The organism is Amycolatopsis sp. lyj-346, assembly GCF_046548975.1.
Lineage (GTDB): Bacteria > Actinomycetota > Actinomycetes > Mycobacteriales > Pseudonocardiaceae > Amycolatopsis.
The window spans coordinates 696916-708618 of sequence record NZ_JAJPWT010000002.1; the positions used below are offsets into that span (position 1 = coordinate 696916).

General features: G+C 73.3%; 9 protein-coding genes. 3 read left to right on the forward strand and 6 right to left on the reverse strand.

What is annotated here, in order from left to right; genetic code table 11:
- Positions 1-201: 201 nt before the first annotated feature.
- Positions 202-1407, reverse strand: coding sequence for a Gfo/Idh/MocA family protein (locus tag ACLJQE_RS09555; RefSeq protein ID WP_410638777.1), 1206 nt, complete (start codon positions 1405-1407; stop codon positions 202-204).
- A 298-nt stretch (positions 1408-1705) separates the two neighbouring features.
- On the opposite strand from ACLJQE_RS09555, the gene ACLJQE_RS09560 reads away from it, so the two are divergent.
- Positions 1706-2689: a LacI family DNA-binding transcriptional regulator gene (locus tag ACLJQE_RS09560; RefSeq protein ID WP_410638778.1), complete on the forward strand. Its 984-nt coding sequence runs from the start codon at positions 1706-1708 to the stop codon at positions 2687-2689.
- Here ACLJQE_RS09560 and ACLJQE_RS09565 read toward each other — a convergent pair.
- A complete protein-coding gene (locus ACLJQE_RS09565) occupies positions 2686-3930 on the reverse strand; it encodes an FAD-binding protein (RefSeq protein WP_410638779.1) in 1245 nt (414 codons plus the stop codon). The two genes, ACLJQE_RS09560 and ACLJQE_RS09565, sit on opposite strands and share 4 nt — an antisense overlap.
- Positions 3931-4177: 247 nt before the next feature.
- On the opposite strand from ACLJQE_RS09565, the gene ACLJQE_RS09570 reads away from it, so the two are divergent.
- Entirely contained in the window at positions 4178-4687 is a 510-nt protein-coding gene (locus ACLJQE_RS09570) for a hypothetical protein (protein ID WP_410638780.1), read from the forward strand.
- A gap of 47 nt (positions 4688-4734) precedes the next feature.
- On the opposite strand, the gene ACLJQE_RS09575 is transcribed toward ACLJQE_RS09570, so the two are convergent.
- Together ACLJQE_RS09575 and argG are read right to left on the reverse strand one after the other, a co-directional pair.
- Positions 4735-7515, reverse strand: a complete 2781-nt coding sequence (locus tag ACLJQE_RS09575) for a BTAD domain-containing putative transcriptional regulator (protein WP_410638781.1) — start codon at positions 7513-7515, stop codon at positions 4735-4737.
- 203 nt (positions 7516-7718) lie between these two features.
- Complete coding sequence (gene argG / locus ACLJQE_RS09580) at positions 7719-9164, reverse strand: argininosuccinate synthase (protein WP_410638782.1); 1446 nt, start codon at positions 9162-9164, stop codon at positions 7719-7721.
- A 91-nt stretch (positions 9165-9255) separates the two neighbouring features.
- On the opposite strand from argG, the gene ACLJQE_RS09585 reads away from it, so the two are divergent.
- Positions 9256-10134, forward strand: coding sequence for an aminoglycoside phosphotransferase family protein (locus ACLJQE_RS09585; RefSeq protein WP_410638783.1), 879 nt, complete (start codon positions 9256-9258; stop codon positions 10132-10134).
- Between the two features lie 10 nt (positions 10135-10144).
- On the opposite strand, the gene ACLJQE_RS09590 is transcribed toward ACLJQE_RS09585, so the two are convergent.
- Together ACLJQE_RS09590 and ACLJQE_RS09595 are read right to left on the reverse strand one after the other, a co-directional pair.
- Positions 10145-10537 (reverse strand): peptidoglycan-binding domain-containing protein, encoded by a 393-nt coding sequence (locus tag ACLJQE_RS09590; RefSeq protein ID WP_410638784.1) that lies wholly within the window; start codon positions 10535-10537, stop codon positions 10145-10147.
- A 96-nt stretch (positions 10538-10633) separates the two neighbouring features.
- Positions 10634-11593 carry an ArsR/SmtB family transcription factor gene (locus tag ACLJQE_RS09595; RefSeq protein ID WP_410638785.1) on the reverse strand — a complete coding sequence of 320 codons (960 nt, stop codon included), beginning with the start codon at positions 11591-11593 and terminating at the stop codon, positions 10634-10636.
- Positions 11594-11703: the final 110 nt, after the last annotated feature.

Below are 11703 nucleotides of genomic sequence, written 5' to 3' on the forward strand. Positions count from 1 at the left end.
GTCCTCAGCCGGTCAGCACTTTTCTGAAAACGCTGTCAGCGCGCTCACGGTAGGCAGTGGGACACACCGGTGTCAACGGCCAGTTCGGAACAATAGCCCTTGTGCAGCAACGCTTTCAGCATTCAGAGGGCAGCGCGAGAAAGCGCTTACCGGAACCGGGTCGATGACCGGGCCGTCAGCGCGGTGAGCACCGGCGAGTCGCTAGCCGGTGCGTTCGGCGGCCGCCGCGCCCGGGCTGCCGCCCGGCCGCCGGGCGGCACTCGCCCAGGGAACGCCGATCTCGGAGAACAGCGCCAGCCGGTCCGCGGCGACGGCGACCTCTTCGCCGATCCCGCGCACGACCGGGTGCCGGCTCGCCCCTTCGCCGACCGTGCGGATCCAGCCCGCCGGGATGCGCGACGGCGACGGCGCGTCCCGCACCGCTTCGACCACCGAGGCGAACGCCCGGGTCCCGGACAACGGCGCGAGCAGCGGCACGCCGTCCGGGTCGAGGTGGTGGGCGATCAGGTTGCGCAGCAGGTCGGCCGGTTCGCCGAGGTGGAACCGCTCGTCGTCGATCTCGAGGCGGTGGCTCTTGTACCAGAACTTCGCGCGCCCGCGCTCGCCGTGCACCACGACGTAAGGCTCGTGATCTTGCTCGGCGCACAGCGAAGCGGCGACGACGATCTCGGGCCCGGCACCGAACCGGATCCGCAGGCACGCGGTGTCGTCGGCCTCGATGTCGCGGGTGCCGTAGAGCTCGAGGGCGATCTCCGCCGGGTCGCGCCCGGCGACCCCGCCGACCAGCAGCGCGGTGGCCACCGCGTGGGAGAACGGGTTGGTCAGCGCGCCGTCGACGACGGCCTCGCCGTCGAGCCAGCGGCGGCCGGCCCACGGGTTGCGGCGGTAGTAGGCGTCGGTGCGGATCCACGCTCCGGCCGCACCGACACCGACCACGGTGCCGAGCTTGCCGGCCGCGATCGCCGCCCGGAGCACGGGCAGGACCGGGGAGCCGAAGCTCTGGAACCCGGTCTGGCAGGCCGCGCCGGTCTCCGCGGCCAGCCGCGACAGCGTGGTGAAGCCGTCGAGGTCGAGCACCGGCGGGGTTTCCAGCAGCAGGTCGCTGCCCGCGCGCAGCACCGCGGCGCCGGTTTGGACGTGCGCGTGCGGCGGGGTCGCGACCACGGTGATGTCGGGGCGGCAGCGGCGGAGCAGGTCTTCGACGCCGGCGTGCGCGGTGCCGCCGGGCGGCAGCAGCGCACTGGCCGCGGCCGACGGGGGCCGGATGTCGGCCATGCCTGCGAACCGGACCAGGCCTTCGTCGTGGAGGATCCGCGCGCGGTGCAGGTAGCTGAACGCGTAGCCGGACGTGCCGACGACCGCCAGCCTCGGCGGGTCCGCCACGGTGCGGCTCCGGCTCCCCGACATGGATCTCCGATCGGCGGGACCCGGTGGGCGGCCCGCGCGGAACTGACGAATGGGTCAGGCGTTGGGAGAAACTTCCGGTCGCCACCGTAGGGCGTGCGCGACAAACGTGTCAACGATCAGGACACGCCCGTCGAAATCTTCGAACCACGGATACTCCGAATGGCCGCGTGGGTTTCGAGAGAGCGCTTACTGGAATGACCGCCTCCGACTGCAAGCGGCGATCACTCGTTTGCAGGATTTGTTGACAACGCTCTCAGGCGTTTCCATGATGTTGCTCGGAGCCTGCCGAGGAGTTGCCGTGACCGTGACGATTCACGACGTCGCCCGCCGGGCCAACGTGTCGATTTCGACCGTGTCGCGGGCCTTCACGTCCCCGGACCTGGTCCGGCAGCAGACCCGCACCCGGGTGCTGGCCGCGGCGCACGAGCTGGGTTACCACGCGGCCGGCGCACCGCAGCCGGGGCCCGCGGTCCGCACCGGGCACATCGGGATCGTCGTCTCCGACCTGGGCAACCCGTTCTTCACCGGCGTGCTCAACGGGGTACAGGCCCGCGCGCGGCAGGACGACATCGCGGTGCTGTTCGCCAACAGCGACGAGGACCCGGCGACCGAGCAGAACCTCGTCCGCCGGATGGCCAAGCAGGTCGACGGCGTCGTGCTGTGCAGCCCGAGCATGACCGACGACCAGCTGCGCGCGCTCGCCGGGCAGACGACCCTGGTGCTGCTCAACCGGGAGGTGCCCGGCATCCCGTCGATCGTGATGGACGCCGCGGACGGAATGCGCCAGGCGATCGAGCACCTGGCCGCGCTGGGACACCGCCGGTGCGCCTACCTGGGCGGGCCACGGGCGTCGTGGGCGAACCGGGCCCGCCGGCTGGGCCTGGCGGAGACGGCGCAGAAGCACGGCACGGACGTCGTCGAGTTCGGCCCGTTCCCGCCGGTGTTCGAAGGCGGCCTGCAGGGCGCGGACCTGGCGCTGGCGGCCGACGTGACGGCGATCGTCGCCTACAACGACCTGGTCGCCTTCGGCGCGCTGGCGCGGCTGAACGCCCGCGGGGTCCCGGTGCCGGACGAGATCAGCCTCGTGGGCTTCGACGACCTGGTCTTCGCGGCGATCTCCGCACCCCCGCTGACGACGATCGCGATGCCGACGGAGGCGGCGGGCCGCGCGGCGGTGACGATCCTGCTGGGCCTGCTCGACGGCGAGGCCGACGAGCACACGACGCAGGTGCTGGACACCCACCTCATCGTCCGCGCCACCACGGCCCCGCCGTCGGGCTAGCCGCCGAAGACGTTGCGGTTCAGGAAGGGGTTGCGGAACTTGCCCTGCGGGTCGAGGGTTTCGGCCAGCGCCCGGAATTCGGCCAGCCGCGGGTAGCCGTCCGGGACGCCGTGGAAGAGCTTGCCCCAGTGCGGGCGCGCGCCGAACGGTGCCAGGCGCTCCTCGAGCACCGGGAGAACCGCCTCGACCTCGGGCTGCCGCGGCTGCCACGTGAAGTGCAGGGCCACCCGGTCGCCGCCGTGGCCGGGGCTCAGCCACAGGTCGTCGCCCGCGATCGCGCGGATTTCCGAGACCAGCAGCAGCGGGGCGACGAGGTCGCCGAGCTCGCGGACCGCCCGCACCGCGGCGGTGGCGGCGCGGTAGGGCACGAAGTACTCCGACTGCAGCTCGTCCCCGACGCTCGGGGTGAACGCCAGCGCGAAGTGCGGGAGCCGCTCGTGCCACGGGCCCGGCGCCCCCTGCTGCGGCGTGCAGTTGTCCGCGGGGATCCCGGCGGCGTGCGCCGGGTGGCGCGGCCCGTCCGCGGGAACCGCGCCGAAGAGACCGGCGCGCTCGGTGAAGTCGTCGACGCGGCTCTTGACCCACACCAGGTCGATCGCGTCGTTCGCCCAGTTCGTGAACATGCTGACGCTGTAGCCGGCGTCTTCGATTTCGTCGAAGTGCCGGTACGCGGCTTCCCAGGGCAGGGTGTCGAAGACGTCCTGGCGGACGTCGAACGCGGGGACCACGTCGAGGGTCAGCCGGGTGACGACACCGAACGCGCCGAGCCCGACGACCAGGCCGGGGAACTCGGCGTCGGCGCGGGTGAAGGTCCGCAGGCTTCCGTCGGCGGTGACCAGCTCGATCCCGGAGACGGCCGCGGCGAGCCCCGGCTGCCGCCGCCCGGAGCCGTGGGTGCCGGTCGCCACGCTGCCGGCCACCGTGATGTGCGGCAGCGACGCGAGGTTCGGCAGCGCGAAGCCGGCGTCGTGCAGCTGCCGCGCGAAGTCGCCGTAGCGGGCCGACCCGCCGACGGTCACCGTGCCGTCGCCGATCTCGACCCCGGCGTCGAGGGCACGCAGGTCGAGCAGGAGCCCGCCCGGGGAGTCGGCGATGTCGTTGAAGCAGTGCCGGCTCCCGAGGGCTTTGACGTGCGTCGCGGCCGCGACGGCCGCCCGCACCTCGTCGACCGTCCGCGGGGTCGTCACCGCGTCCGCGCCGTAGGTGTGGTTCCCGGCCCAGTTCGACTCGCCCACCCGCATGTCCTTCCGCCGTACAAAATCCCGCTCCCGACCCTACGTCAGCCGGGGCGGCGCTCGGCGGGCCGTGCCGGGCAGCAGGTGCCCAGCCGCCGCGTCGACGGCGCTGGTCACGCGCGTCCGGCACGACCGTCCCGGTTTTGTCATTCGCCCGCGCGAGAGCGGCGGTGTAGTGGCGGTGTAGCGGCGGCGCGCAGGGTTCTCCCGTCGACGCCGGGACGCCTGCCCCGGCCTACTGAGGGAGACACCCATGCGAATGATCTGCCAGGCGGCCGCGCTCTCGGCGGCCCTGCTCTTCGGCGGCGCGAGCGTCGCTTCGGCCGCCACCGCCGCGCCGTCGGAGGTGTACTCGGAGGTCACGGCCGCCGACATCGCCCAACCGGGCGCGGTGATCACCGACTCGGCCGCCGACCTGGCCGCGGCGCGGACGGCGAACCAGGCGATCGCCTGGTTCGCCAACCGCAACGGCAGCACCGCCTACCAGGGCTACTGCGAGCGGGCGGTGCGCCTGGCGTGGGACCGCGTGACGCACCACGCGAGCGCGATCGAGCACTGGCGCTCTTCGGACGGCGCCCGCCACACGACGGGCACCCCGCCGCGCGGCGCGTTCGTGTTCTGGAACATCTCGGCGTACGGCCACGTCGGCCTCGCCGACGGCAGCGGCGGAGTCTGGGCGACCAGCGTGAACGGCGCGATCGGCCACGCCCGGCAGGGCTACTTCGCCAACTACCTGGGCTGGAAGCCGGGCAACAGCAACTGAGCCGTGCGGGGTGCGGGGGCGGCGGCACTCCGGCCGCCGCCCCGGGCTCAGGGGTGGGTCGCGGCCGACGGGGTCCTGCGGCGCTGGACCTGCTCCAGCAACGCCAGCCCCGTCGTCTCCCCCTGGTGGTTGCCCGTCTCGCGGAACACCCGCAGCGCCCGGTCGCACACCCCGCGCGCCTGGACCGGCTCGCCCGCCGCCAGCAACGTCTGCCCGATGCCCAGCAACGCGTACGCGCTGCACCTTTCGTCGTCGAGTTCCTCCAGGATGCTCAACGCCAGCCTCAAGCACGTCAACGACTCCGGGAGCCGTCCGGTGTCGCGGTGCACCGTGCCCAGCTCCGTCAGGACCTTCGCCTCCCGGTGCGGGTCGCCGATCTCGCGCGCCAGCTCGCGGGCCCGGCGCAGCCACGTTTCCGCCTCGGCGAACGAGCCCAGCACTGCGGCCGTCGAGCCGATCGAGTTGCGCATCTGGGCGACGCCGCTGCGGTCGTCCGCCCGTTCCAGGCCCGAGAGCGCACGGCGGTAGAAGCCCAGCGCTTCCCGGGGGCGGTCGCGGACGCGGGCCACCGTGCCCAGGCCCGCCACCGCCAGTGCCTCGCCTCGGACGTCGCCCAGTTCGGCGAACAGCTCCGCCGACCGCCGCATGTCGCGCTCGGCCGCCGCGTATTCGTCGTGGTAGAGGCGGACCTGGCCGAGGCCGCGGCTCAGCACCGCCGCGCCCCGGAGGTTGCCCGCCGCCTCGACCGCCGCCAGGGCCGTCAGGTGACTGCGTCGCCAGTCGTCGTACGCGCCGCGCAGGTCGTAGAACGGGACCGCGGCCGCGGTCAGCTGCCAGGCCAGTTCGGCCAGGCCCGCCTCCGCCGCCAGCTGGACCGCCGCCGCCAGCAGCTTGCGTTCCGCCGTGAACCAGCCCAGCGGGTCGGCGACCAGCCGGTCCGGGACGGGACCCGCGGCCACCGGCGGCCCGGTCATCGCGCCGAACGCCGGCGGCAGGCCCGCCGCCGCGGTCTTCGCCAGTGCCAAGAGCGTCGCCAGCACCCGGGCGAGCGTCTCGCGCCGGGCCGGAAGGGGTTCCGCCGCAACGAGTTCCGTCGCATAGCACCGCAGCAGGTCGTGCAGGCGGTAGCGCGGGTGCCCGCCGGAATCCCGTCCTGCGAGGGAAACCAGGTTGGCGTCGACGAGCACGTCGAGGACGTCGTGCGTGCCCGCGCGGTCCAGCAGCGCGTCGACCACCCAGCTCGGGAAGTCCTGCGCGCCCAGCACCGCCGCCCGGCCGAACGCCGTCCGCGCGGCCGTCGGCAGCTGACGCAGGCTCAGCTCGAAGCTCGGCCGGACACCCAGATCGCCGACGCGCAGCTCGCTCAGCCGGCTCGACTCGTCGGCCAGCCGGTCGTGCAGCGTGCGCAGGCTCCACGCCTGCCGCCCGGCCAGCCGCGCGCCGGCGATGCGGATCGCCAGCGGCAGGTACCCGCAGCACCGCACGATCGCCGCCGCTTCGGCCGGTTCGCCGACCACCCGGTCCGGTCCCGCCAGCTCGGACAGCAGCTGCGCGGCTTCCCGCTCGCCGAACACGGGCAGCTCGACGTGCTTGGCGCCCGCCAGCTCGGGCAGCCGGCCACGGGTCGTCACCAGCACGGCGCACCCGGCGTCCGCGGGCAGCAGCGGGCGGACCTGCGCGGCGGTCGCCGCGTCGTCGAGCACCAGCAGCACCCGGCGCCCGGCCAGGCGCGAGCGGAACAGCGCGGCCCGCTGGCCCGGCCCGGCGGGGACGGTGTTGCCGGTGACGCCCAGCGCGTGCAGGAAGTCGGCGAGCACCTGGGCCGGGTCCCGCGGTGCGCCCGTGCCGGCGAGGTCGACGTAGAGCTGGCCGTCCGGGAACCGGCTCGCGAGGCCGTGCGCGACGTGCATGGCCAGCGCCGTCTTGCCGGTGCCGGGCGCGCCGGTCAGCACCACCGGCGCCGGTCCCGCGCCGAGGGCCGCGGAGAGTTCGCGGACGTACTCCTCGCGGCCGGTGAAGTCGGGCAGGTCGGCCGGGAGCTGCCGCAGCGGTGACGGCACGGCCACCGCGGCCGGCCCGGGCAGCGGTTCGCCGGTCAGGATCGCCGCCTGCAGGGCCCGCAGCTCCGGCCCCGGTTCGACGCCGAGTTCGGTGACGAGCCGTTCGCGAGCGGTCCCGTACGCCTGCAGCGCCTCGGCCCGGCGGCCCGCGCCGGCGAGCGCGAGCAGGTACTGCTGCCAGAGCCGTTCCCGGTACGGGTGTTCGGCCAGCAGCACGGTGAGCTCGGCGATCGCGGGGTCGTGCCGGCCCCGCCGGACCTGCAGCGCCAGCCGCTCCTCGACCGCGGCCAGCCGGTTCTCGACGAGCCGGCCGAGCTCGGCGTCCCAGGCCGGTGCGGTCGGCAGGTCCTCCAGCGGATCACCGCGCCAGAGCGCTTCAGCCTCGGCCAGCAGCGTCAGCGCCGTTTCGGGCGAGCCGTCCTTGGCCGCGCGGGCCGCGTCGCCGACGAGCCGGGCGAACCGGTGGGCGTCGACGTCGCCGGGGTCGACGACCAGCGAATACCCCGGGTCGTGGGTGCGCAGAGCGGCGCCGTCCGGCAGCAGCCGGCGCAGCCGCCACACGTAGGTCTGCAGGTTGGCGGTGGCCGACGTCGGCGGTTCGTGCGGCCACAGGGTGTCGATCAGCTGGCCGGGCGAGACCGTGCGGTTCGCGTTGAGCAGCAGGTGCGCGAGCAGGGCCCGCTGTTTCGCCCCGCCGAGCGGCAGCGCCCGCCCGCCGACCGTCACGGTCAGCGGTCCGAGCAGGTGAAACCGCACTTCAGGCCCCATCGCGCGCTCCCGTTCCCGCGGCCGCCCCCAGACGGCACCCCGCAGCCGGACTGTAACCGGACGCCCGTGCGGTCCGTGGGGAATTCGCGCACATTCGAGACACCATGACGGCGAACGTCACTCGTTTGCCGGGACGCCGTGCTCGCGCCCCGAACGCACCGAAGGCCACCACGGCGAGCGTGGTGGCCTTCGGGTACCGCCGATCAGTCCGTGCCGAACTCCATCGCGGCGTTGTCGAGCAGCTCGACGTCGTCGGTCTTGCCGCGCGAGGCGATCACCTCGGCGCCGCCCTCGGGCATCGCGCCGATCAGGCCGGTCGACGCGGCCTGGGCGGCGCCGATCAGCTTCGGGTTCGAGCCGCCGACCATGCCGAGGCTCGCGTACTGCTCCAGCTTCGCCCGCGAGTCGGCGATGTCGAGGTTGCGCATGGTCAGCTGGCCGATCCGGTCGACCGGGCCGAACGCCGAGTCCTCGGTCCGCTCCATCGACAGCTTGTCCGGGTGGTAGCTGAACGCCGGGCCGGTCGTGTCGAGGATCGAGTAGTCCTCGCCGCGCCGCAGCCGCAGCGTCACCTCGCCGGTGACCGCGGTGCCGACCCAGCGCTGCAGCGACTCGCGCAGCATCATCGCCTGCGGGTCCAGCCAGCGGCCCTCGTACATCAGGCGGCCGAGCTGCCGCCCGTGGTTGTGGTAGCTGGCGAGGGTGTCCTCGTTGTGGATGGCGTTGACCAGCCGCTCGTAGGCGGCGTGCAGCAGCGCCATGCCGGGCGCCTCGTAGATGCCGCGGCTCTTGGCCTCGATGATCCGGTTCTCGATCTGGTCGGACATGCCGAGGCCGTGCCGGCCGCCGACGGCGTTGGCCTCGAGGACCAGGTCGACGGCGGTGGCGAACTCCTTGCCGTTGATCGTCACCGGCCGGCCGTGCTCGAAGCCGATCGTGACGTCTTCGGCCGGGATCTCGACCTCGGGGTCCCAGAACGCCACGCCCATGATCGGCTTGACGATCTCGATGCCGGTGTCCAGGTGCTCCAGCGACTTGGCCTCGTGCGTGGCGCCCCAGATGTTGGCGTCGGTCGAGTAGGCCTTCTCGGTGCTGTCGCGGTAGGGCAGGTCGTGCGCGAGCAGCCACTCGGACATCTCCTTGCGGCCACCGAGCTCGGTGACGAAGTCCGCGTCGAGCCACGGCTTGTAGACGCGCAAGGAGGGGTTGGCCAGCAGGCCGTAGCGGTAGAACCGCTCGATGTCGTTGCCCTTGTAGGTGGAGCCGTCGCCCCAGATCTGGACGTCGTCCTCGAGCATGGCGCGCACCAGCAGCGTGCCGGTGACCGCGCGGCCGAGCGGGGTGGTGTTGAAGTAGCTGCGGCCGCCGGAGCGGATGTGGAACGCACCGCACGTCAGGGCCGCGAGCCCCTCTTCGACCAGCGCTTCCTTGCAGTCGACGAGCCGGGCGATCTCGGCGCCGTACTGGCCGGCCCGCCCGGGCACCGAGTCGATGTCGGGCTCGTCGTACTGGCCGATGTCGGCGGTGTAGGTGCAGGGGACCGCGCCTTTGTCGCGCATCCACGCGACCGCTACGGAAGTGTCGAGGCCACCGGAGAAGGCGATACCGACACGCTCGCCGACGGGCAGGGAAGTGAGCACCTTGGACATGCGAATGATTATGCACGGCGATGCATCGTCGTGCAATCCGGGGTGCTCCGGCTCACGGAAACCCCGTTGACGTGCGTGGTTCGGTGATCCCATGGGCCGGATGCACGCCGACGAGCACGCCATCGACACCGCGCTCGTGGAGCGGCTGGTGCGCGGGCAGTTCCCCGAGTGGGCGGACCTGCCGGTCACTCCCCTGGCTTCGGGCGGGACGGTCAACGCCGTGTACCGCCTCGGGGACGACCGGACCGTCCGGCTGCCCCTCACCGGGGGCGGCGCCTCCGACATCGCGAAGGAACACCGGATCCTGGGCGCCCTCGGCGACCTGCCGGCGGCGGTCCCGGCCGTCGTCGCGATCGGGGAACCCGCCGCGGGGTACCCGTGGCCGTGGGCGGTGCACAGCTGGCTCGACGGCGAACCGGCGCTCGAAGGCCGGGACGCACCGGCCCGCGAGCTGGCGGAGTTCGTCCTCGCGCTCCGGGCGAACACCGCCGACGGTCCCCCGGCCTACCGCGGGAAGCCGCTGTCCCCCGTCGACGGAGCGGCCCGCCGCGCGATCGAGGAGCTGAGCCGCACCGGCGAGCCGTTCGACGCGGCGGCCGCCCTCGCGGTCTGGACCGAAGCACTCGACGCTCCACAATGGACCGGGCCACCGTGCTGGGTGCATTCCGACCTGATGCCGAGCAACCTCCTGCTTCGGCACGGCCGCCTGAACGGCGTCCTCGACTGGGCGACGGCGGGCCTCGGCGACCCGGCGTGCGACCTGATCCCCGCGTGGAACCTGCTGACCGCGCGGACCCGGCCCGCCTTCCGCGACGCCGTCGGCGCCGACGACGCGACCTGGGCCCGCGGCCGCGGCTGGGCGCTGGCGATGGCGGTGATCCAGCTGCCGTACTACCGGCACACGAACCCGGTCATCTCGGCCAACGCCCGGTACGTGCTCACGGAGCTGGGCTGCCGCCCGGCCCCGTGAGCGCACCGGGTCAGCAGATGTACGCCGAGTGGGCGGCCCACCACTCGAGGTGCGGCGCGGTCCTCGGGCCCACCCTGCCGTCGACCGCCAGCCCCGCTCCCAGTGCGTTGGCACACTGCTGGAACTTGATGACCTTCCGTTCGGTGATCGAGCCGAACTGGCCGTCCTCGGCGATCGGCCCGAAGGTCGAAGGGGCGATCGCCCAGTTGAGCAGGCACTGCACCTCACGCACGTACTCCCCGGTCGAACCACGCCCGACGTCCCGGTTGGGGACGTCGACGCAGTCACGGATCAGGACTCCCGTGCCCGAGTCGGGCTTGGGGGCCGCCGTCGCCGGACCGCTGCCGAGCGCCGCGCCGAGGAGAATTGCTACCGAAACCACGATCGTGGGAATGATCCGCATTGTTTTCCACTCCGTTTCGCCGGCCGATTGCCGAAATCACGGAATCAGCTTGACCCGGCGGCAGGCGGCCGGGCCAGCCTTTGCGGCTGGGTGAAATCAGTGTCCCGGCCGCGCACGGTTCCCCGAAAGCAGTGCCGAGCCGAGCGGGGTCAGCGTGTGCCAGACCGCGGTCCCCCGCCGGTTCGTCGTGATCAGCCCCGCCTCACGGAGGACCTGGGTGTGCCGGCTGGCCGAACCGGGCGAGGTCATCACCCGATGGGCCAGCATCGTCGTGGTCGCGCCGTCGTCGATCGAGGTCAGCACGGTGGCCCTGGTGACGCCGAGCAGGCCCGCGAGCGACGGGTCGGCGAGCGTCTGATCGACGGGGTAGGCCACCGTCGGCGGCAGGCCGGGATCGGCCAGCGCGACCGGACGCCGACGGCAGAAGTACGAAGGCACCAAGAGCAGCCCCCGGCCGTCGAGGTGCAGGTCGCGGTCGACCGGGTACGGCATTTCGAGCACGGGTGGCCGCCACGCCATCATCGGGGCCAGTCCGCGCAGCAGGCCCGCCACTCCGCCGCGGGCCAGATCCCGCTGCCGCCGGGTGCGCTCGGCGGTCATCCTCGCCTCGATCAGGTCGGCGTGCGGCTCGATGGCCGCGGCGTGGTAGGCCCGCAGGGCGGCCACGACGCGAGCCCTGGCCTCGCCCTCGGTCAGGCGCCGCGTCCAGGACGGCACCGGAGACCAGCCGGCCAGCCGGGCCAGTTCGTGTTCGACGCGCCGCCGAGGGGTGCTCAGGATCGCTTCGGCACCGGCATCCAGTCCCCGGAGTCCCTCGTGCGGGGTCAGGAAGTCCGGAAAGTAGGGCCCCTGCGGGCAAAGCGCCGCGAGCACCTCCATGCCCGCCCGCATCCCGCGCGAGGTGGCCCGCACCCGGTGCAGCCAGGGCGTCAGGCCTGGCGACCGGTCGTGCCCGGCCAGCCGGTAGCGGCTGAACACCATTTCCCAGAACGGGTTGGCGGCCGCGGCGATCCGCGTCCGCGAAAGATCCTCCGAAGTGAAATGAATTCTCAGCATTTGTCCCCTCCCCCGCTCATCTGACCACGGAGTGGCCGGACACCGGCAGGGCCGGGCGAGGGAAGAAACCCACCCTACGCCGAAAAAGGCACCCTTACGGCCTTCCCGGC

Bases quoted from the DNA above. Each gene is read 5' to 3' on its own strand.
- ACLJQE_RS09555 (WP_410638777.1), bottom strand. From the start codon at position 1,407: ATGTCGGGGAGCCGGAGCCGCACCGTGGCGGACCCGCCGAGGCTGGCG.
- ACLJQE_RS09565 (WP_410638779.1), bottom strand. From the start codon at position 3,930: ATGCGGGTGGGCGAGTCGAACTGGGCCGGGAACCACACCTACGGCGCG.
- ACLJQE_RS09570 (WP_410638780.1), top strand. From the start codon at position 4,178: ATGCGAATGATCTGCCAGGCGGCCGCGCTCTCGGCGGCCCTGCTCTTC.
- ACLJQE_RS09575 (WP_410638781.1), bottom strand. From the start codon at position 7,515: ATGGGGCCTGAAGTGCGGTTTCACCTGCTCGGACCGCTGACCGTGACG.
- argG (WP_410638782.1), bottom strand. From the start codon at position 9,164: ATGTCCAAGGTGCTCACTTCCCTGCCCGTCGGCGAGCGTGTCGGTATC.
- ACLJQE_RS09585 (WP_410638783.1), top strand. From the start codon at position 9,256: ATGGGCCGGATGCACGCCGACGAGCACGCCATCGACACCGCGCTCGTG.
- ACLJQE_RS09590 (WP_410638784.1), bottom strand. From the start codon at position 10,537: ATGCGGATCATTCCCACGATCGTGGTTTCGGTAGCAATTCTCCTCGGC.
- ACLJQE_RS09595 (WP_410638785.1), bottom strand. From the start codon at position 11,593: ATGCTGAGAATTCATTTCACTTCGGAGGATCTTTCGCGGACGCGGATC.